Below are 21,157 nucleotides of genomic sequence, written 5' to 3'. Positions count from 1 at the left end.
TACTGTGTTTATATACAGTATATTTCATTCAGCTTTTTTAGCCAACGATTTTCTGCTTGCCGTTTAAGCCAGCAGCTCTTCGAGGAAGGTTGCCAGCGCTTTGCGCGGATCGTCCTCTTCAGACACGATCATTTCAATGCCCCACTGCCCCAGTACCTCTTTCGCCACCGGATTATTACGGTTGGTGAACAGGTAGGATTTAGGCCGTGCGGTCGCCAGCCCGGTGCGGCCCCACATCTTGGTCAGGCGATAAAACAGCAGGCGGATATTGAAATCGCTGATGCTGTAGCCGACAAACAGCACGGAGTTACCCATAACATCATGGGTCAGTTTGATATCCAGCGGCGAGTCAAAATAGAGCCGCTCGAAGTAGCTGCTCTCATCCAGCACAATGGAGGTATCATCGTCAAAGTCGCCATGGAGTTTAATAATATGGCGCTTATCTTCGGTCAGCGACACCAGATCGGCGGCATTAGCGACCTTGCTGTACGGCACGTTGTGCGCTTCATGCGCCATCTCCAGCCAGCGGTCGTAATTGGTGGTATAGATGCGCGAGAAATTGCCCTGGGTGATCATGGTGTGGATTTCAGAGCTGCGTACGTCGATGTCCGGACGGTGCCATTCGCGATCCATCCAGCTGCGCAGCGGGCCAAGCGAGCCTTTGCGCTGTTTGTAATATTCCGCCAGCGACAAATGCGTGCCGTAGGTATTGAAGATTTTCGGATCGTAGCCCAGCTCATTAGCCAGATGTGCAATCAGCTCGTGCCACTCCGGCAGTCCGAGATTGCGTGAGATGCCCGCACCGGCGAACAGAATCAGTTTGCCGGCATCGTAAGCGCGTTTGAGTTCCGGTTTCATGCCAGTCCCCGCGAAGTTTTCAGAAAGGTGGCAAAGCGATCCAGCGCCAGGCGGCGCATCGAGATTTCGTTTTTCAGTTCGCCCATTTCAGCGAATGTCTGGGTGTGCCCTTCCGGGATAAACACGCAGTCCCACTGAAATTCGCGTGGCCCCGCCGGCTCCCGGGCAATGGTGCCGCGCAGCTGGCCTTCAAACTGGTACATTTTGCGCCCGTCACAGTAGCCGAGGACGGTTTTGGCGGTCACGCCCGGGCTGTCCAGCCCGTTCACCAGTTTGGTAAAGCGTTCTGCGTTCAGCCGGCTCCAGAAGATGCGCGTCAGACCGGCGGGCAGGCCATTGAGCCCATCCAGATACAGACCGGTATGCTCGACAAACAGCGGGCGGCCAATGATTGAAAAGGCTTTAGTCAGTTTGTCACGAACCAGCTCAACCTCATTTTCGGTCTGAATCTCTTCAATACGGCGCGCAATGGGCACCACTTCGACACCCACCGGCTCAAGGATGGTACGCACCTCGGCCAGCTTGAGTTCATTAGCAGATAAGAAACGAATTTTCATTGCAATCAGTATGTTGAAAGTGGGTTAGTCCAACCTGGTGACGCGTATCCGGCTGCGGTTCCGGCTGTTATTGTCCGGCACGCTGTCGCCGCGCCGCGTGGTCATTCTACTCTGCGGCGACGTCACTGGCGAGGAACAATCGGGTCGCGCTGCGCGCGCCTTCGCCGGTATATCGCATCGCTTATCGCTGGCGGCGTTAAATATTGCACCTGAATGCGTTAATAGCGCTATTTGACGCCGCTTATGTCAAATATAAAAATCCGCGCTTAACGCGCAAATAATCTGAAAACAATTATGACAGTCGTCTCGCTTAAATATATTATGTGGCGTTTACACCTTCACGCGTCATGACAATAAAACCCGGAACCGTTTATGAACCCTTTGTTGAGTTCAGCCTGGTCGCGCATCCGTAATCTGCCCTTCATTCTGCAGGGTGATAGCCCGGAAAAAAAGCTCCGCCTGACGCTGCTGATTGCCGGCGTCGCCAGTATCGTGGCCGGTATCTTTATGGCAACACTGAATTTCAGTCGCGGTCATCATGACATTGGCTGTCTGTATATCGCCAGTATAGCGCTGGGGGGCTACATCATCATCGGCGCCTTCAGCGACCGGCTGGAGCGGCATCTGGCGATCATTACCCATGCGTTATTATTTACCATCATCGTGCTGTTGCTGGTGGATAATCACCACGCTGCCGGCAAGCGTTCAGAATATAACTATCTGGTGGCCCTGATCGTCGGTTCGGCACTGGTGTTGCGCCAGCAATCCTTTTATCTGAGTAAAATATTTCCGCTGCTGTGCCTGCTGTGTTATCTGTTTTTTGTCACCACCGGTCTGATCTGGGAAAATAATCGTTTTCATCTGAATATTCCGCAGGAAGCCGTTTTTACCGTTTTCAATTGTGCAGTGCCGGTGACGGCACTGCTGTCGACCGTGTTTACCTATGGCGGCAATTATTCCGCCACCGATCTTATCAAGCGCGAGCTCGCGTCCGCCATCGAGCGCCAGCAGCTGGAGCTCTATTATCAGCCGCAGGTCGATGGCGACAAAAATCTCATCGGTTTTGAAGCGCTGCTGCGCTGGAAGCACCCGAAGAAAGGCTTTATCTCGCCGGAGGTGTTTATCCCGGTAGCCGAAAAAAGCGGGCTGATCATTGATATTGGCAAGTGGGTGCTGGAGCGCATGCTGCAGCAAATCGTCGAGTGGGATCGTGTGCTGCGGCTGCCTCCGCTGGTGTTTTCCATCAATATCAGCCCGCTGCAGTTGATGCACCGCGACTTCACCCATGACACGCTGCTGACGCTGTCGCATTACAAAATCCGTCCCGAGCGGCTGAAGTTTGAAATTACCGAGACCACCTTTATTTACGATCAGCAGCGCATTGGGGATGTCATCAACCACTTCAGCCAGTTAGGGATCAAATGGGCGATCGACGATTTCGGCGTCGGCTACTCTTCGCTTAAGTCGCTGAGTGATTTCGCTATTGATGATATTAAGATTGATAAATCCCTGATCATGCACATTTTTGAAAACGAATCGGCGGCGATTGTGGTGCAAAAGACCATTGAGCTGTCGCGCGCCATGGGGCTGAACGTGCTGGCGGAAGGGATTGAGAGCGAGGAGTATTTCGAGCACCTGCGCAATAAGGGCTGCCATTTATTCCAGGGTTACCATTTTGCCCGCCCGCTGCCCGCCGCCGAAGCATTGCAGTGGATAAAAAAAGCAGGGTAAACCGGGCGAGCCTTCATTTTTTAAGCCGGTGCGCAGCAATGCGCACCCTACGAAAGCCCGTGCGAGCTGTAGGGTCGCCATTTATGGTGACCACACCGTGCGCCTGACCACCCCGCCCTAATTCTCCTGATAAACAATCCCGGGCGGATTAACCTGCGAAATCTCCACTGCTTCGCCCTCTTCACCCCATCTTGCCAGCACCTGGTGATACTGGCCACCAGCGATAGCGCCGTTGATCGCCTGCTGCAGCGCGACGTCCAGGCCATTGCCCTTCTTCGTGGTGACCGCCACCCAGGCGCGAAACGGTCCGTGCCCGACAATTTTGGTTTGCCCGCGCGAAGCCACTTTCCACGCCGCCATGGCCTGCGGGCCGAATGACGCATCGGCCCGGCCAGAGAGCAGCGCCAGCGTGGCGGAGGCATCATCGTTGAGATAAATCGGCTGCACCGGGGCCAGGCCCTGCGCCCGATTCTTCGCATCCCAGCTCAGTAAGATTCGCTCCTGATTGGTACCGGAGCCCACAATAATCCGTTTGCCGGCCACGTCTTCCCGGCGACGAATCGCGCTGATTTTACTGTCCGCTTTAACCGCGAAGGCGTGGTTATCCGCGCGATAGGTGGCGAAATCAAACTTCTGCTTGCGCTCCTCGGTCACCGCGATATTAAACATCGCCACATCATAGCGCCCTGCCGTGATGCCCAGCGGCCAGTCCTCCCAGGCCGCCGGCACCAGCCTGAGTTTCAGACCGAGGCTGTCGGCCAGCAGGCGCGCAATGTCCGGGTCGCTGCCGATCAGCGTTTTATTATCGGACGCCCAGAGACCAATCGGCGGTGAATTATTGGCTGAAGTGGCGACGGTTAAATAGCCGGGGTGAACAAAATGAAATCCGGCGGGGATCTTCGCGATCGCCTGCGGATTGGCCGCCATGGTGATCGGCGTTTCGTTGTGACTGGCGTCCAGCTGTTGCGCACCTGTCGCGGGTGCCGCCAGCACCGCACCCGTCAGCGCGAGTATAATCACCGGCTTCATTACAGCACCCTGGCGAGGAAACGTTTGGTGCGCTCATGACGCGGCTGATTTAGCACCTGCTGGCTGCTGCCCTGCTCAACCACGCGCCCGTCAACCATAAACACCACGTTATCCGCCACTTCGCGCGCAAAGCCGATCTCGTGCGTGACAATCACCAGCGTGGTGCCGGATCGCGCCAGTTTTTTAATCACATCCAGCACTTCGCCCACCAGTTCCGGGTCGAGCGCCGAAGTCGGCTCATCAAACAGCATCACACGCGGGTTGAGCATCAGCGCACGCGCAATCGCAATGCGCTGCTGCTGACCGCCAGAGAGATGCCGCGGCCAGGCATCGGCTTTGTGCCGCAGGCCGACCACATCCAGCAGCTCACCGGCGCGATCGATCGCTGCCCGGCGCGACAGCTGACGATGGGCAATCGGCGCTTCAATCAGATTTTCCAGCACCGTCAGGTGCGGAAACAGATTGAAGTTCTGGAACACATAGCCGACGTTGATGCGCTGCCGCAAAATCGCCTTCTCTTTCAGCTCATAGAGTTTATCGCCGCGCCGCTGATAGCCGATGTAATCGCCATCGATCTGAATAAAGCCTTCATCCACGCGCTCCAGATGATTGATGGTGCGCAGCAGCGTCGATTTGCCAGAACCGGACGGGCCGAGGATCACCGTTACCGAACCGGGAGCCAGCTCAAGCGACACCTCATCCAGCGCTTTATGCCGGCCAAACGTCTTGCTGACGCCGGTAATACTGATGGCGCCGGTGGTATGCAGATAGCGGTAATCAATGGCTTCGGACATGAGACAGCTCCTCGTTGACGGCGGGGTTCACGCTGCGGTTGCGCCACTGGCGCCAGCGCGAAGGTTGCGGTTCACGCGTGACGCTGCGTGCCAGCCAGCGCTCGACGCTGTGCTGCAGCAGCGACAGCACGGTGGTGATGATCAGATACCAGGCGGCCCCGACCATCAGCAGCGGGATCACCTGCTGGGTGCGGTTGTAGATCATCTGGATGGTGTAAAACAGCTCGGGCATCGCCAGCACATACACCATTGAGGTGCCCTTGGCGAGGCTGATGATCTCATTAAAGGTGGTGGGAATAATCGCGCGCAGCGCCTGCGGCAGAATGATGCGAAACGTGCGGCGCGACGACGATAATCCCAGCGCCGAAGCGGCTTCAAACTGACCGTGATCGACGCCGAGAAACCCGCCGCGAATAATCTCCGCGCTATACGCGCTCTGTACCAGCGTCAGGCCAATCACCGCCGCCGGGAACTGGCCGAGCACGTTAATGGTCTGGAAGTGCCCCCACGACAGGGCGGTGAACGGAATACCGAACGACAGCGTGTCGTACAGGTACGAGAAGTTATACAGAATGATCAGCACCACAATCAGCGGCAGCGAGCGAAACAGCCAGATATAGCCAAACGCCAGCGCGCTCAGCAGCCACGATGACGAGAGCCGCGCCAGGGCCAGCAGGCCGCCGAATATCAGGCTCAGCAGCGTACCGCACAGCGTCAGCAGCAGCGTTTGTCCCAGGCCATTTAGGATGACAGGATCAAAAAACCAGCGGGCAAACACGCTCCACTCCCAGCGCGGATTAAAGGCCACGGAATCGATCACCGCCGCAAGGATAAACAGCGCGATGATGGCACCGACGGTACGCGCCGGATAGCGTGCCGGCACCACGGTCAAAGGTTGTTGCTTACTCATGGTGGCTCTCCTTAGCTGGCCTGCGCCACGTTGTGCACATCAATGATTTTGAGAAAACGCAGCCGGCCATCGTGCGGCGGCTGGCCGTAAATCTCCATATCTTCGCGCAGCTCAAACTGCGGCTGATAGCCGTGGCCGATATACAGCTGCACCGCTTCCGGCTGACGGAAACCGGTGGTGAGAAACACGCGCTGATAGCCTGCGCGCAGCGCCCGGCGCTCCAGCTCCTGCAGGATCAGCAGTGCCAGTCCCTGACGGCGCAGGTCACGCCGCGTCCAGATACGCTTCAGTTCGGCGGTGGTAGCATCCCACGGTTTGTAGGCGCCCATCGCGATGATCTCACCGTCGCGCTCCAGCACGATGAACAGCCCGCGCGGCGGCAGATACCACTCTGTCAGCTCAACTTCATTGTGCTTCCTGAAGAAATCGCCGTAGCGTGCTGCATATTCACCAAACAGACCGTCAAGAATCGGCTGCAGCTCCGGCGCTTCCGGTGACACTTCGCGGAAAAATTGCTGGCTCATGCCGCCTCCTTAATCGCCCAGTCCGGGCGGATTGATCTCGGAACGATCCAGACGCTCCACGCCTTCACCCCAGCGGTTCAGCACCTTGTCGTAGTCACCGTTTTTGATCACGCCGTTGAGCGCGGTGTTGATTGGCTGCACCAGCCCGTTGTCTTTTTTCACCGTCACCGCGATGTGCGCCGCCTTCGGCCAGCCGCCGTCCACGCTACCCACCAGCCGGGTCTTTTTGGTCAGCGCTGCTTTCCATGCGCCAATCACGTTAGGGCCGAAGTAAGCGTCGGCGCGCCCGGCCTGTAACGCCAGCGTCTGCGCAGCGTCATCTTTGGTATAAACCGGTGTGAAAGGCTTCAGTCCCTTAGCCTGATTCTCTTTATCCCAGGCCAGCAGGATGGCCTCCTGATTGGTGCCGGAGCCGACGATGATGCGCAGGCCGGCGATATCTTCTGCCTTGCTCAGCGAGGTAATCGGGCTGCTGGTTTTCACATAGAAGCCCAGCGAATCTTTGCGGTAGGTGGCAAAATCAAAACGCTGTTTACGATCTTTGGTCACCGTCACGTTGGTGATCGCCGCGTCATATTTGCCCGATGCCACGCCCAGCGGCCAGTCTTCCCACGAGGTGGGCACGATGTTGAGCTTCAGCCCGAGGCTGTCGGCCACCAGACGCGCGATATCCACCTCACTGCCCAGCAGCGTTTTATTGTCGTCGCTGAATACCGTGAGCGGCGGCGAGTTGAGTGCCGCCACCGCCACGGTGAACGATCCCGGCACGGCAAATTTGTGGCCCGCCGGAATTTGCGCCACGGCGGCAGGATTCTCTGGCGTGTTGATGGGCGTTTTATTGGCGGCAAGGCTCACCTGCTGACCATTGACGGCCACGTCCTCGGCCAGTGCCGCACTGCTCAGGCTCAGTAACAGCAGCGCAATCAGGGATTTTTTCTGCATAGCGTGTTTTCTCATCGTTATTGTGGTGTGAACTGGTTGAGCGGCTGTTTCAGACCAAAGCTGGCGCGCAGCGTGCTGCCCGGGTATTCGCGACGCGTCAGGCCGCGCGCCTGGAGAACCGGAATCACCTGATCAACAAAACGCTCGAAGGTGTCCGGCGTGCCGCCCTGAATAATGAAACCGTCAGTGGCTTCGGTTTCGAACCACAGCTGCAGACCATCCGCCACCTGCTGTGGCGTACCGTGAAACAGCGGACGCGGCGTCGCGGCTTCCAGCGCGGCCTGGCGCAGCGTATGGCCGAGTTCGCGCGCTTTGCGTTTGATTTCGTCGGTGGTGCTACGGAAGCTGTTCTGGCCAATATCGCCAATGTCCGGGAACGGCTGGTCGAGCGGATACTGCGAGAAGTCGTGATGGTCAAAGAAGCGACCGAGATAGTTGAGTGCATCCTCAATCGAGACCAGCGCCGCGGTGGTCTGGTACTGACGCTCGACGTCTGCGTCATCCTCCCCCACGATCACACTGACGCCCTGGAAAATGTGCAGATCACCCGGTTCACGCCCGTTCGCCACCAGCTGCTGCTTCACATCCCGGTAGAACGCCTGCGCTTCTTCGCGCGTTGGCTGATGGGTGAAGATGGCGTCAGCATGACGCGCCGCCAGCTTGCGGCCATCTTCCGAGGCGCCCGCCTGAAAGATAATCGGCCGGCCCTGCGGCGTGCGCTCAATGTTCAGTGGCCCCTGTACCTGGAAAAAATCACCGTGATGATTCAGCGTGTGCAGTTTGTCAGGCGCATAGAACTGACCGCTGGCTTTATTGCGCACAAACGCGCCCTCTTCCCAGGAATCCCACAACCCTTTCACCACCTGCAGGTATTCGTCGGCGATGCGGTAGCGCAGCGCATGCTCGGGATGCTGCTGACGCGAAAAGTTTTTTGCCGAGCCCTCCAGCGGCGATGTCACCACATTCCAGCCCGCGCGCCCGCCGCTGAGATGGTCGAGACTGGCGAACTGGCGGGCGACGGTGAACGGCTCACTGTAGGAAGTGGACACCGTACCGACCAGACCGAGATGCTCGGTGACGCCGGCCAGCGCCGACAGCAGCGTCAGCGGTTCAAAGCGGTTAAGAAAGTGCGGGATCGATTTCTCATTGATGAACAGGCCATCGGCGACAAACAGGAAATCCAGTTTGCCAGCCTCGGCTTTACGGGCGATACGGCGGGCGTAATCAAAACTGATGCTGGCATCCGCCTGCGCCGCCGGATGACGCCAGGCGGACATGTTGCCGGATGCGCCGTGCAGAATGGTGCCGAGGCGCAGTTGTCTTGCAGTCATAATCGTCTCTCTTTGCTCATGGCGCAGCCTGCCGGCGATAGCCTTATCGCCGTACAGCGCTGCCAGAAATGGAAGGAAATCAGTTAAGGATGGCGTCGCGACATCGCGCGTTTAGCTGCTGCAATGCCTGTTGCGCCAGCTGACTAAAATAGTGTGCCGCCGGGGCGATCAGCGCTTCATCGGGGTTGAAGCCACCGTGATGCAGGCCAAATTCACTGGCGCTGCCAATGCTGACAAACGCGCCCGGGAGCTGCTGCAGGTAATAAGCGAAATCTTCGCCGCCAAGGTGCAGCTCAGCCTGTTGCACCTGATAACCCACCTGCTGCGCCACCTGACTGGCAAACTGTGCCCAGTGGGCGTCGTTCTCCAGCACCGGCGGCCCCGGATGCCAGCTAAAGGTGGCCGTGGCACCGCTGGCGGCGGCGATATTGACCACCACCTCGCGTGCACGCTGCTCCAGCTGCGCGCGCACCTGTTTATCGTGCGTGCGCACCGTGCCGCCAAATTCCGCTTCAGCCGTCTGCTGACCGTCGTGCCTGTGTGCATCAATCCGCGTGACGCTCAGCACCAGACTGTCCAGCGTATTAAAGCTGCGGCTGGTGAGGGATTGCAGCGCCTGAATAATCTGGCTGGCGACCAGGATGCTGTTCACGTCCGCGCGGGTGCTGTGCACACGCACCACAAATTTATCGGCGTTGGCATAAAACGCACCGCTGCGCGTGGCAAAGGTGCCCGTGGGCAAACCCGGTTCGTTGTGCATGCCAAAAATCGCCTGTACCTGATCCAGCACACCCGCGTCGATGAACTGCCGCGCGCCCTGGGCAATCTCTTCCGCCGGCTGGAACAGGATGCGCACCCGTCCCGGTAGCTGAGCTTCCCGTGCTTTCAGCTGCAGCGTGGCACCCAGTATCACCGCACTGTGCACATCGTGACCGCAGGCGTGCATGACGCCGGCTTGCCGTGAACGAAAAGGCAGCCCGGTGGCTTCATGGATCGGTAATGCATCGATATCGGCACGCAGGGCGATCAGGGGCGCGCCCTGACCCACTTCCGCCACCACGCCGGTGTGCAGCGGATAATCCAGCAGGCGCACGTCAGCCTGCTGCAGCCAGCGGCGCAGCCGCGCGCTGGTTTCCACTTCATGACCGGAGAGTTCCGGCCAGCTGTGCAGCTCGCGCCGCCAGTCAATCAGCTGCTGTTCGCTTACTATCGTCACAGGACCTCCCGGTCAGGCGCTAACCAGACGATGCGTCGCCAGCAGTTCGAGGGATTTCACCCGCGCCTGCTCCTCCGCCACCGGCGTATCAATAACAAACTCTTCAATGCCGTAGCGCTGGTGCAGCGCATCAAGCTGCGCGTGCACCTGTGCCGCGGTCCCTTTCAGCAGCGACGGCGTGCGTGGCTCAATCACGTAGTCACTGAAACCGCCCTGACGCACATAGCGCTCAGCCTGTTCAATGCTGCCGACATTAACGCTCTGTCCGCCCGTCACGCTGACGTGATAAATGCGCAGTGTGTCGACCAGCAGGTCAGCTTCTGCCGGCGAATCCGCCACCACCACCTGTACCGCCACCAGCGCACGCTGACCCTGACTGTGCTGGCGATAGCTGTTCAGCACCTGCGCCATCAATTGCGGATCGCCGTTGTGGTGTGCGGCGAACACTAGTTGCCAGCCGAGCTCTGCCGCCAGTCGGGCGCTCGCTTCGCTGGCTCCGAGCAGAAAGCGATTGGCCGGACGCGGCGGCTGCGGCGTGGCGCGCAGGATCTCCTCATCCCCCACCGGCGGCACACTGAGCCAGCTATCCAGCAGCGCCAGCTGTTCGGCAAAGCTGCCTTTCTCCTGCTGGTGCACCCCCAATTGCAGCGCGCGGGTGGAAAGCGGCAGTCCGCCGGGCGCTTTACCCACGCCCAGGTCGATACGTCCTGGTGCCAGCGCAGCCAGCAGGTTGAAGTTTTCCGCCACTTTATAAGGGCTGTAGTGCTGCAACATCACGCCGCCGGAACCCACGCGGATATGTCGGGTCTGGCCAATGATCCAGGCAATCAACAATTCCGGCGAAGGACTCGCCAGCTGGTCGCTGTTGTGGTGCTCCGCCAGCCAGAAGCGGTGATAACCCCAGGCTTCCGCGCGCTGAGCCAGCTGCAGTGTGCGATGCAGGGCCTGCGTGGCGCTCTCACCTGCTGCAATCGGTGATTTGTCGAGCAAACTCAGTCGGTATGACATGCGCCTGTTCCTTATTTCGATGAATAGGGTTGCGATGAATATGGCGCTTAGTGTGGCGGGGAGATTTATATTTCGTAAAACAACTAAATCGGCAAAGCGATTCAGGAAATGAGAAATAGTCATAATACTTGCTGGTGAAAGCCTGATTTTTGGTAAAGCGGATTTCGCTTTCTGTCGGGGTAACATTACGCGAGGAAGTAATGATCTGCAGCAGCAATAACATCAGCGCAGGTTTTCAGGTTGAGAAAAAACAATTTTATCGGGCCAGGAAAACAACCCGGTAATTGCGGCATACAATTAATTCTCCGCTTTTGTTATTTTCGCAAAAGCTTAGTGCAATTCATTGGTTCAACTCACGGGTTGCACATTTGATGATGATTTCAGCCCACCGGGCACTTGATAACAAAGGAAATCATCATGAAGACGCATTTTCACTTGCGGGCGCTGAGCTTAGCCCTGCTGACAGGGATATTTAGCGCCCACGCGGCGGAGACGCCGGTCAAAGGCGGCACGCTGATTTATCTGGAACAGCAGGCACATACCAATCTTTATCCGCCGGCCGGGGGTTTTTATCCCAACGGCGGCATTCTTAATCAGATCACCGACAAACTGACGTGGCAAAATCCGAAAACGCTGCAGGTGGAACCGTGGATTGCCGAAAGCTGGAGCAGCAACGCGGATAAAACGGAATACACCTTTAAAATTCGTCCTGGCGTCACCTTTTCCGATGGCACGCCGCTGGATGCGAATGCCGTAGCGAAAAACTTTGATACTTACGGACTCGGTAATAAAGCCCAGCGCCTGCCGGTATCTGAAGTGATTAATAATTACGAACGCAGCGAAGTGATTGATCCCCAGACGGTGAAGTTTTATTTCAAACAGCCCTCACCTGGATTTTTACAGGGCACGGCCACCATTGGCTCCGGGCTGGTTTCGCTCAGCACGCTGCAACGCAGCTTCGACCAGCTCGGCGATGCGCGCCATATTATTGGCTCCGGGCCATTTGTGGTCAGCGATGAAAAGCTTGGGCGGGAAGTGGATTTAACCGCGCGCAAAGATTACCAGTGGGGACCGAAAAACAGCACCCAGCAGGGACCGGCGAATCTGGCTGGCATCAAATTTATCGTCACACCGGAAGATAGCGTGCGCATCGGCGCGCTGCTGGCCGGTCAGGCCGATTTTATTCGCCAGGTGCAGGCGTATGACGAAAAACAGGCGCAGCAGCAGGCGTTCCCGGTTTACGCAGCGCCGACGCGTGGCGTCAACGACAGCATCAGCTTCCGCCCGGACAACCCGCTGGTCAGCGATCTGCGTGTACGTCAGGCGCTGTTGCACGCGACCAACGCGCAGCAGGTGGTGCAAACCCTGTTTTCACCTAACTATCCGCAGGCCACCTCGGTACTCGCCGCCTCGGCCGCCGGGTATGTCAACCTCGCGGACAAACTGAAATACGATCCCGCCCGCGCCAGGCAACTGCTTGATGAGGCTGGCTGGCAGCCCGGCAGCGACGGCATCCGCGCTAAGGCGGGGCAAAAGCTGGCTCTGACCGTGTATGAATCGCTGCCGCAGCCGCAGAACAAAGAAGTGCTGCAGCTGGTGGCCCAGCAGTGGCGTCAGGTTGGCGTCCAGCTCACGGTGAAAGCCGGTGACGCTGGCAGCCGCACGCTGGACAACCTCGATCCGCTAAAAACCCCGCTCACGGTCTCGGAAGTGGGCCGCGCCGACCCGGACGTGGTGAAGAGCATGTTTTATCCCGCCAACCGCGATGCGCTGCTGCAAAAAGGCGGCTCCAGCGACAAAGTCCGGCATTTCCGTGACGACCAACTCAACAAGCTTTTGGTGGCAATCTCGGCCGAAGTCGATCCGGCGAAACGTCTGGCGCTCACCGGAGACGCCCAGCGTTATCTGCTGGATCAGGCTTATGTGATCCCGATCTTTGAAGAGCCGCAGGTGTTTGCCGGCGCGCCGTGGCTGAAGGGCGTGAGTTTTGAAGCCGTAGGCCGGCCGTCGTTCTACGGCGCATGGCTGGAAAAACATTGAGAGGATAATGATGCGACACGCACTGCTGCATAGAGCGGGACAAAGCCTGCTGGTGTTATGGGCGGCGTTTACCCTGTCGTTTCTGCTGCTGCAGGTGCTGCCGGGCGATGCGGTGCTGATCAAGTTCCAGAATCCGGATCTGGGTCTCAGCCCGCAGCAAATTGCAGAGATGCGGCAGGCCTACGGTGCCGATAGCCCGATCTGGCAGCAGTATCTGCATACGCTGCTGGCGATGCTGCGCGGTGACTTTGGCTACTCGGTGCAGGCAGGTGTGCCGGTCAGCGATCTGCTGGGCAGCAATCTGCCCGCCACGCTGCAGCTGGCGCTGGCCGGATTTGCCGTTGCCTGCGTGGTCGCCTTCGCACTGGCGGCGCTGGCGCGACTGCCGGCGCTGTGCCTGCTGCGTACGCTATTGCAGTCGCTGCCGGCACTGTTTATTTCGCTGCCGACGTTCTGGCTTGGCATCGCGCTGATTCAGCTGTTCTCCTTTCAACTGCGCTGGATCCCGGTGATCAACCCATCGCCCCTGCAGGGGCTGATTCTGCCGGTGCTGACCGTCGCCGTGCCCATCTCCGCCCCACTGGCCCAGATTCTGCTGCGCAGCATCGATCAGGTTGCTACTCAGCCGTTTGTCGCCGTGGCCCGCGCCAAAGGTGCCAGCGCACAACACGTGCTGTGGCGGCATATCATGCGCAACGCGCTGCTGCCGGTGCTCAATGTGGCCGGTTTGCTGCTGGGGGAATTGATCGCGGGCGCGCTGATTACCGAAACCGTGTTCGGCTTAAGCGGCATCGGCCAGCTGACCCAGCAGGCGGTCAACAATCAGGATGTGGCGGTGTTACAGGCGGTGGTGATGATCTCCGCACTGGCGTTTGTGCTGATCAACCTGCTGGTCGATCTGCTGATGCCGCTGTTCGACCCACGTCTGCAAACCGTAGCCGGAGGAAATTCATGAGTCTGGTCGATTACTCTACCGCGCGTCAGGGACAGCCGGCCTTGCGGCGCGATCGTGCCCGTCGCCTGCAGCCTGGCTTGTGGCTGGCATGGACGGTGCTGGCGCTGGCATTCGTGGCGGCCGTGGCACCGCAACTGTTCACCCACTATAGCCCGACCGAAGGCATTGCCGGCGCGCAGCGCTTAGCGCCGCACAGTGCGCACTGGCTCGGCACCGATCAACTCGGACGCGACCTGCTGGCGCGCATCGTCTATGGCGCCTCGCAGTCGCTCTCTGCGGCGGTCGCAGCGGTGGCGATGGGGCTCACTGGCGGAACCGCGCTGGGCGTCCTGGCTGGGGCCGTGGGCGGCCGCGGTGAACAGGCACTGATGCGACTGGTTGATGTGCTGCTTTCAATCCCGGCGCTGCTGCTGTCATTAAGCCTGCTGATCCTGCTGGGTTTTGGCACCGTGCACGCTGCGCTGGCGGTGGGCATCGCCTCGATTGCCAGTTTTGCCCGGCTGGCGCGCGGCGAAGTGGTGCGGGTACGCCGCAGTGAATATGTGGAAGCGGCTTATGGCAGTGGCGGCCGTTTCTGGCAGGTACTGTGGCGCCACATTGTCCCCAACTCGCTGACCGCGGTGATTGCCTTCGCCGCACTGCAGTTTGGTCAGGCCATTCTGGCGCTCTCAACTCTCAGCTTTCTCGGCTATGGCACGCCGCCACCGACCCCCGAATGGGGTTTGCTGATCGCCGAAGGCCGCAACTATCTGGCTACCGCGTGGTGGCTGACTACCTTTCCCGGCGTGGTGGTGGTCGCCGTGGTGCTGGCGGCGAACCGCGTTAGCCGTCAGCTGGCAGGAGGTGACGCATGACAGCGCTATTAAGCGTGGAAAACCTCAGCCTCAGCTATCGCCAGCGCGGCGTGTGGCGTGAAGTGGTGCATAACGTGAGCTTTTCCCTGCAGCCGGGCGAAATGGTGGCGCTGGTCGGTGAATCCGGCTCAGGTAAAACCACCACGGCCCAGGCGATTATCGGTCTGCTGGCGGACAATGCCCGGCGCGATAGCGGTAAAATCCTGCTGAACGGCACCGATATCGCTGGCTGGTCATCCCGGCGCATGGACAGCGTGCGCGGCGTGCATATCAGCCTGGTGCCGCAGGATCCCGGTAATTCGCTTAATCCGGTGAAGACCATTGGCGATCAGGTTGGCGAGATCCTGCAGCTGCATCAGAAGCTTAGCCGGACCGCGCGCCAGCAGCGCGTGCTGGAACTGCTGCAAAAAGTTGGACTGAGCCATCCTGAGCAGCGCCTGCATCAATATCCGCATCAGCTCTCTGGCGGGATGAAGCAGCGCGTGCTGATTGCCATCGCGCTCGCCCTGCAACCACAGTTGATCATCGCCGATGAGCCGACCAGTGCGCTCGATGTCACGGTGCAAAAGCGCATTCTCGATCTGCTCGACCAGCTGCGCCGTGAGTTCGCCACCGCCGTGCTGTTTGTCACCCACGACCTGGCGCTGGCCGCGGAACGCGCTGATCGTCTGCTGGTGTTTCGTCACGGCGAGATCCAGGAACAGGGAAGCGCAGCGACACTGGTTAGCGCGCCACAGCATCCTTATACCCGCCAGCTGTTACAGGACGCGGTGCCCGACGTTACCGCTCTGCCTTATCCGTCCGCAGCCCGTTTTTCCACTCCGGCGATTCAGCTCAACGCCATCGATAAACAGTTTGCGCTTGGCAGGCAGCAGACGCTGACGGTGGCGAAAGCGGTCAGCCTGACGGTGCCACGCGGCACGACGCACGCGCTGGTGGGTGAATCCGGCTCCGGCAAAACCACGCTGGCGCGCATTTTGCTTGGCTTTGAACGCGCCGATCGCGGCAAAGTGGTGATCGACGGCATTGATGCCAGCAGCCTGCGCGGCGAAGCGCTGCGTCAGCTGCGGCGCAAAATCCAGTTTGTTTACCAGAATCCGTTCGCCTCGCTCGATCCGCGCCAGACGCTGTTTAACATCATTGAAGAACCGCTGCGCAACTTTGGCTCGCTCAGCGCCGCCGCTCGCCAGCAGCGGGTGCACGAGGTGGCGCAGCGGGTGGCACTGCCGCTGGATCTGCTGACGCGCAAGCCGCGCGAGCTGTCCGGCGGCCAGCGTCAGCGCGTCGCCATCGCACGGGCGTTGATCCCGCAACCGGCGATCCTGGTGCTGGATGAGGCAACGTCAGCGCTGGACGTCACGGTGCAGGCACAGATTCTGCAATTGCTGCAACAGTTACAGCGCGAGCTGGGCCTCACCTATCTGTTTATCACCCACGATTTGGCCACCGTACGACGACTGGCACACAGCGTTACCGTGCTACGCGCAGGCGAAGTGGTTGAAAAAGGTGACACCGTCACACTGTTCAATGCGCCGCAGCACCCTTACACCCGCGCGTTGATTGACGCCATTCCGGTTTTCCGTCCGCTGATTAAGGAGTCTGCATGACGCGCAAACGCATCGGTTTTTTTACCCGCCTGCTCGACGACACCACGGCGCAACAGCGCTACCGGCTGGCGACGGAACAGATTCAGCACGCTGAACGCTGCGGATTTGACAGTGCCTGGATCGCGCAGCACCACTTTCATGAAAAGGAAGGCGGGCTGCCCTCACCGCTGGTATTTCTTGCTCACGTGGCCGCGCACACCCGTCATATCCGCCTCGGCACCGGCATCATCACCCTGCCGCTGGAAAATGCCCTGCGCGTGGCCGAAGACGCGGCGGTGCTGGACCTGCTGAGCGACGGACGACTGGAGGTGGGGCTCGGCTCCGGCGGCACGCCAACCTCATTTTTGCCGTTTGGCCTGACCAGCGAACAGCGCGCCGGCGTGTTTGCCGACCAGTTGCATACGCTGCTCAGCGCGTGGCGCGGCGACACGCTGGCCCATCCGGACAATCATCTCTATCCGCCGGCTCCGGAGCTGGCGCAGCGCGTGTGGATCGCCACCTTTTCCGTTGCAGGCGCGACGCGTGCCGGCCAGGCCGGTCACGGGCTGATGTTATCGCGCACCCAGCCGCGGCCGGCGGGTCAGCCGGACCTGTCGCTGCAGCAGCTGCAAAACCCGATGATCGATGCTTATCTCGCGGCGCTGCCGTCGGGCGTGGCGCCCCGCATCCTGGCTTCACGCACCGCGTTTGTTGCCGACTCGAACGACTACGCGCGCCGCCTTGCCGCGCCCGGTCTGCAGCGCCAGGCAGAGCAGTTTCGCAAGGCGGGCCACGACATCACCGGCAGCACGCTGGAGAGCCACGCGCGCCAGCTCGATGCACATATCGGCGATGCGGACGCGGTGCTGGCTTCGCTGCTGGCCGACAGCACGCTGACGCGCGCCACCGACATCACCTTCCAGGTGCACTCTATCGATCCGCCGCACGCCGATACGCTGCGTTCGGTGGCGTTAATTGCTGAACATATTGCCCCCACGCTGCGTACGCTGGGGACCGCTTAACAGGAGAAAATCATGTCTCAGGCTACAGATTTACTGGCGGCGCTGGCCGATATCGACCCGGCGGCGCAACTGGCAGAGGCGCGCAGCGTGCGTCAGGCCGCGACCCGACACGCCCAGGGCAGCTATGAGGTGCTGTTTGGCCAGGATGACGACGATTTCCCGCTGGCGCAGCGTTACGCGCTCGCCGGGCAGGTCGCGGGCTGGCACGGCGTCACATCATTGCAGGCACACTATCAGCAGCAATCCAGCGAAACCCCGACAGATACGCGCTTTGCCGCCGGTCGCGCCTTTGCTGAACTGCTGAGCCTGCATCCGGTCGACGCCACACCGCAACAACTGACCACGCTGCGCCATGCCGGCTGGACGCCGCGCGGCATCGTCACGCTGGCGCAGCTGGTGGGATTTGTCAGCTTTCAGAGTCGCCTGCTGACCGGCCTGCGCCTGCTGAGCGGTGAAGCATCGCGCGCGCAGCCCCATGCGGTGGCCGGCAAATGGCATAGCGCCCCGCTCACGGCCAGCGGACAGACTGCGCTCACCGCGTTTACCCAGCAGGAGCTGGGCTGGGAGCCGTGGCTGGCAGCCAAACCGCTCAGCGAGTTTACGGCGGAAGAACAGGCGACGCTGGCAAAAAACGGTCATAGCGAGTCCGACTATTTCCGTCTGCTGGCGCGCAATCTGCCGCTGCTGTGACAACGCACGCTGACGGATAAAGGCATCTTTTATACGCCAGGCGGTTTACCTCGCGCCGAGCGCGAACTGGCGGCCACGGTAGTGAGTAAAGTCAATGGCTGCATTTACTGCGCATCCGTGCATGCCCGCAAAGCCAGTCAGCTGTCAAAAGATGAGACTGCGGTGCAGAAACTCCTGAATGTCGCGCCAGGTGCCGAGCTGGCACACGGCCAGTCCGCGCGCTGGGCGGCGATTATCGATTTTGTCGCCACCTTATCGCTAACCCCGGTCGCCAGCAGCCAGACCCAGCTGCAGGCGCTGCGCGAGCACGGACTGGATACGCTGCAGCTGCTGGACCTGATCCAGTCCGCCGCGTTTTTTGCCTGGGCCAACCGCCTGATGCTAACGCTGGGCGAACCTTTCTTACCCGAACAGCCGCAGGGATGACCATGACACACACGTTATCTGCCACACCGGCAGCGTTTACTGACCATTTTCATATCACCATTCAAGGCAAAGGCGCTCACGCTGCACGTCCGCATGAGGGCATCGATAGTATCGTTACCGGCAGCCATATCGTCAGCGCGCTGGCGGCCGCCGGCCTGGATGTCACCCGCTTTCAGGGTGGCAACAGCTGGAACGTGCTGCCGCCAGAGGTCGTCGTGGAAGGCGTGCTGCACAGCGAGGATGCCAGCGCGCGCCAGCGATCATCGGCGCAGGCCGCGACGCTGGTCAGCCATATTGCCCGGGCGTTCGGCGCCGAAGCGCAGCTCGCCTGGCAACCGCAACGCGAAGCCGAACGCAGCGCGACACCGCGGTCATCGTAATGATGCGAACCAGGAGGCAGATAATGGCGATACCGGTACCCATTCCACAGCTCGATCATGCAGTGATCAATGTTGCCGATCGGCTGGATGACGCCAGCGCGTTGTATCGCCGGCTCGGTTTCCAGCTCACGCCACGCGGCCATCATTCGCTGGGCTCCAGTAATCATCTGGCGGTGTTTGGTGATAATTATCTGGAACTGCTGGGCTATGAAGCCGGGCGTGCGCACCGGCGTCAGGATATCTGGCAGGCACCGGCGGGCCTGAGCGGTCTGGTATGGAAAACCGACGATGCCGATGCAGTGTGGCGCTATCTGGAAAGTCAGGATATTGATGGCGATCCCGCCGCCAGTTTTTACCGGCCGGTGCAGTTGCCGGATGGCAGCGCACAGCAGGCGCGTTTTCGCACCGTTCGCCTGCGCCCCGCACTGGTGCCAAACGGACGCAGTTTTTTCTGCCAGCATGAGACACCGCAGGCGGTCTGGCAGACAGTGTGGCAGCAGCATCCCAACGCGGTGACCGATATTATTGAGTTTGTGGTGGTGGCCCAGGATCCGGCAGCCGCCGCGCTGCCCTACAGTCGTTTATTTGGTGCCGATAAGCTCACCGCCTGCCAGCAGGGCGCGTTTGTGCTGAAAGCGGGCGTTGCCACCGTGCGCTTTGCCGCTGCGCACTATGTGACGCAGCGCTTTACCGGCCTGCCGCCCGATTATGACGGCAGTGCGCGTATGGCCGCGCTGACGCTACGCAGCAGCGACTTACGCAGGGTGAAAGCCAGCCTGCTGCTGGGCGATGTGCCTTTTCGCGAAGAACCGGATGCCATCGTGGTCAGCGCGGAACAGGCCAGCGGCGTGGCGCTGCGGTTTCAGGCGTGACCTACGGTTTGAGCTGCGCCCGCGCGGTGTAAAAACGACGGTAGGACAGATACGCCGCGATGATGGTCGACAGGCTGGCGGTGGCAATCAGCATAAACGTCACCATGATCTGGTACTTGATGGCCTTAACCGGATCGATCCCGGCGAAAATCAACCCGGACATCATGCCTGGCAGACTTACCAGCCCCACCGTTTTCGCGCCGTCAACGGTGGGGATCATCGCGGCACGAATACTGTCACGCATCAGCCCGGCGGATGCGCGTTTGATCGGCGCGCCCAGGCTGAGCATCTCCATGATTTTCTGCTGGTTGTCGCTAAAGCGCTGATTGAGGTTAGTGAAACACAGCCCGACCGCCACCATGGCGTTACCGGCAATCATGCCGGAAATGGGGATCACCTGCATGGGAACAAAGGCAATGGCGCCGCTCAGCAACAGCACCGTTAGTGTCAGTGCCGTACCGCTGGTAATCGCCACCAGCGCGATGATAAAACCATGATCGATCTGCTGGCTGCGTTTGCGCGCATTCAGCGCTGCATTGACGCAGATAAACAGCACCATCAGCAGCGTCAGCCAGTCATTATTGACATCGAAAATTGACTTCAGCACGTAGCCGACGATCACCAGCTGGATAATAGCGCGCGTGACACTCCACAGAATGTCTTTGCTCATCCCCAGCTTCTCTTTCTGGCTAATCAGCAGCGCCACCAGCACCAGCATGAGTGAAAGCAGTAGCGAGCTGTCGCTGATATTATGCTGATTCATGCTGTTCTCCCGCTGCGGGTGGAGTCAGTCGCAGAATGCGCTCAGCGGCATCAATCTCCTGTACGTCATGGCTGATACGGATCACCGCCAGCCCTTTTTCCGCCACCAGCGCGGCAATCAGCTGGTTAACGCGTTGTTTATTGGGCTCGTCCAGTGCGCTGGTCACTTCGTCCAGCAGCAATATCTGTGGCAGAAACTGCAGATTGCGCAGCAAAGCCACCCGCTGCTTTTCACCACCAGAGAGTCCGGCAATGTTTTTGTCCAGCAGGTCGCCGGATAAATGCAGACTGCGCAACGCCGCCACCAGCTGCTCGCGTGACGGTTGTTGCTGACGCAGTTGCCACGGCAGCGCCAGGTTATCGTAGACCGTGTCACCAAACAGTTGCGGTGTCTGGAAACAGTAGGAGACCTGCTGGCGATAGTGTTCGACTTTCAGCGAGTGAATATCCCGCTGCTGAAACAGGATCTCGCCGCTATCGGGCTCCAGCAGTGAGGCAATAATTTTCAGCAACGTGCTTTTGCCGCTGCCGGACGGGCCGGTGAGCAACAGCGTTTCACCGGCGTACAGCTGCAGTGATACCGGCGCCAGCAAGGTGCGCCCCTGCACGGCCAGCGTGACGTCTTGTACCGCCAGCAAAGGAGAATCAGCAGACATAAAAGGCATCCGTG

Annotated in this window: 20 protein-coding genes and 1 pseudogene; 9 read left to right on the top strand and 12 right to left on the bottom strand. The window is 59.8% G+C overall.

Annotation, left to right across the window (positions count from 1 at the left end; genetic code table 11):
- Positions 1-63: 63 nt before the first annotated feature.
- Both C1N84_RS21930 and C1N84_RS21925 read right to left on the bottom strand, forming a co-directional pair.
- Complete coding sequence (locus tag C1N84_RS21930) at positions 64-858, bottom strand: SIR2 family protein (RefSeq protein WP_010618046.1); 795 nt, start codon at positions 856-858, stop codon at positions 64-66.
- Positions 855-1,415, bottom strand: coding sequence for a non-canonical purine NTP pyrophosphatase (locus C1N84_RS21925; RefSeq protein ID WP_010618047.1), 561 nt, complete (start codon positions 1,413-1,415; stop codon positions 855-857). Before C1N84_RS21925 ends, C1N84_RS21930 begins: the two co-directional genes overlap by 4 nt.
- Before the next feature lie 372 nt (positions 1,416-1,787).
- Between C1N84_RS21925 and C1N84_RS21920 the strand changes: the two genes are divergently transcribed.
- Complete coding sequence (locus C1N84_RS21920) at positions 1,788-3,146, top strand: putative bifunctional diguanylate cyclase/phosphodiesterase (RefSeq protein ID WP_394541874.1); 1,359 nt, start codon at positions 1,788-1,790, stop codon at positions 3,144-3,146.
- Between the two features lie 117 nt (positions 3,147-3,263).
- On the opposite strand, the gene C1N84_RS21915 is transcribed toward C1N84_RS21920, so the two are convergent.
- The 8 genes from C1N84_RS21915 to C1N84_RS21880 all read right to left on the bottom strand — a co-directional run bounded on the left by C1N84_RS21915 (position 3,264) and on the right by C1N84_RS21880 (position 10,900).
- Positions 3,264-4,175 (bottom strand): ABC transporter substrate-binding protein, encoded by a 912-nt coding sequence (locus C1N84_RS21915; protein WP_394541873.1) that lies wholly within the window; start codon positions 4,173-4,175, stop codon positions 3,264-3,266.
- Entirely contained in the window at positions 4,175-4,969 is a 795-nt protein-coding gene (locus C1N84_RS21910; protein ID WP_021509061.1) for an amino acid ABC transporter ATP-binding protein, read from the bottom strand. Before C1N84_RS21910 ends, C1N84_RS21915 begins: the two co-directional genes overlap by 1 nt.
- Positions 4,953-5,879, bottom strand: coding sequence for an amino acid ABC transporter permease (locus C1N84_RS21905; RefSeq protein ID WP_325924129.1), 927 nt, complete (start codon positions 5,877-5,879; stop codon positions 4,953-4,955). Before C1N84_RS21905 ends, C1N84_RS21910 begins: the two co-directional genes overlap by 17 nt.
- 11 nt (positions 5,880-5,890) lie before the next feature.
- Positions 5,891-6,403: a GNAT family N-acetyltransferase gene (locus C1N84_RS21900; protein WP_394541872.1), complete on the bottom strand. Its 513-nt coding sequence runs from the start codon at positions 6,401-6,403 to the stop codon at positions 5,891-5,893.
- A 9-nt stretch (positions 6,404-6,412) separates the two neighbouring features.
- Positions 6,413-7,345 carry an ABC transporter substrate-binding protein gene (locus C1N84_RS21895; protein WP_021509058.1) on the bottom strand — a complete coding sequence of 311 codons (933 nt, stop codon included), beginning with the start codon at positions 7,343-7,345 and terminating at the stop codon, positions 6,413-6,415.
- 17 nt (positions 7,346-7,362) lie between these two features.
- Positions 7,363-8,676, bottom strand: coding sequence for an LLM class flavin-dependent oxidoreductase (locus C1N84_RS21890; RefSeq protein WP_394541871.1), 1,314 nt, complete (start codon positions 8,674-8,676; stop codon positions 7,363-7,365).
- Positions 8,677-8,755: 79 nt separating this feature from the next.
- On the bottom strand, positions 8,756-9,892 hold the full coding sequence (locus C1N84_RS21885; protein ID WP_264443972.1) for an amidohydrolase: 1,137 nt from the start codon (positions 9,890-9,892) through the stop codon (positions 8,756-8,758).
- Between the two features lie 12 nt (positions 9,893-9,904).
- Entirely contained in the window at positions 9,905-10,900 is a 996-nt protein-coding gene (locus C1N84_RS21880; RefSeq protein ID WP_058770234.1) for an MsnO8 family LLM class oxidoreductase, read from the bottom strand.
- 417 nt (positions 10,901-11,317) lie between these two features.
- Between C1N84_RS21880 and C1N84_RS21875 the strand changes: the two genes are divergently transcribed.
- From C1N84_RS21875 to C1N84_RS21840, 8 genes and pseudogenes are all read left to right on the top strand, one after another.
- On the top strand, positions 11,318-12,940 hold the full coding sequence (locus C1N84_RS21875; protein WP_104093335.1) for a TIGR04028 family ABC transporter substrate-binding protein: 1,623 nt from the start codon (positions 11,318-11,320) through the stop codon (positions 12,938-12,940).
- Between the two features lie 10 nt (positions 12,941-12,950).
- A complete protein-coding gene (locus C1N84_RS21870; protein ID WP_185749273.1) occupies positions 12,951-13,895 on the top strand; it encodes an ABC transporter permease in 945 nt (314 codons plus the stop codon).
- On the top strand, positions 13,892-14,749 hold the full coding sequence (locus tag C1N84_RS21865) for an ABC transporter permease (RefSeq protein ID WP_150360323.1): 858 nt from the start codon (positions 13,892-13,894) through the stop codon (positions 14,747-14,749). The genes C1N84_RS21870 and C1N84_RS21865 overlap by 4 nt, the downstream gene beginning before the upstream one ends.
- On the top strand, positions 14,746-16,356 hold the full coding sequence (locus C1N84_RS21860; RefSeq protein ID WP_264443976.1) for a dipeptide ABC transporter ATP-binding protein: 1,611 nt from the start codon (positions 14,746-14,748) through the stop codon (positions 16,354-16,356). The genes C1N84_RS21865 and C1N84_RS21860 overlap by 4 nt, the downstream gene beginning before the upstream one ends.
- The gene (locus C1N84_RS21855; RefSeq protein WP_264443979.1) at positions 16,353-17,357 is read left to right on the top strand and encodes a putative FMN-dependent luciferase-like monooxygenase; all 1,005 of its coding nucleotides are present in this window, start codon (positions 16,353-16,355) and stop codon (positions 17,355-17,357) included. The genes C1N84_RS21860 and C1N84_RS21855 overlap by 4 nt, the downstream gene beginning before the upstream one ends.
- A 12-nt stretch (positions 17,358-17,369) precedes the next feature.
- Positions 17,370-18,473, top strand: a pseudogene (locus tag C1N84_RS21850) (alkylhydroperoxidase domain protein).
- A gap of 2 nt (positions 18,474-18,475) precedes the next feature.
- Positions 18,476-18,853, top strand: coding sequence for a peptidase dimerization domain-containing protein (locus tag C1N84_RS21845; protein WP_283342339.1), 378 nt, complete (start codon positions 18,476-18,478; stop codon positions 18,851-18,853).
- 23 nt (positions 18,854-18,876) lie between these two features.
- The gene (locus C1N84_RS21840) at positions 18,877-19,725 is read left to right on the top strand and encodes a VOC family protein (protein ID WP_394541870.1); all 849 of its coding nucleotides are present in this window, start codon (positions 18,877-18,879) and stop codon (positions 19,723-19,725) included.
- A 1-nt stretch (position 19,726) separates the two neighbouring features.
- Here the strand turns inward: C1N84_RS21840 and fetB are convergent, their stop codons facing one another.
- Both fetB and fetA read right to left on the bottom strand, forming a co-directional pair.
- A complete protein-coding gene (gene fetB, locus C1N84_RS21835) occupies positions 19,727-20,488 on the bottom strand; it encodes an iron efflux ABC transporter permease subunit FetB (protein WP_058781532.1) in 762 nt (253 codons plus the stop codon).
- Positions 20,475-21,143 carry an iron efflux ABC transporter ATP-binding subunit FetA gene (fetA, locus tag C1N84_RS21830; protein ID WP_264443988.1) on the bottom strand — a complete coding sequence of 223 codons (669 nt, stop codon included), beginning with the start codon at positions 21,141-21,143 and terminating at the stop codon, positions 20,475-20,477. The genes fetB and fetA overlap by 14 nt, the downstream gene beginning before the upstream one ends.
- Positions 21,144-21,157 lie beyond the last annotated feature (14 nt).

It is taken from the genome of Pantoea sp. SGAir0418 (assembly GCF_043529865.1).
This window is presented reverse-complemented; position numbering and strand designations above follow the sequence as displayed.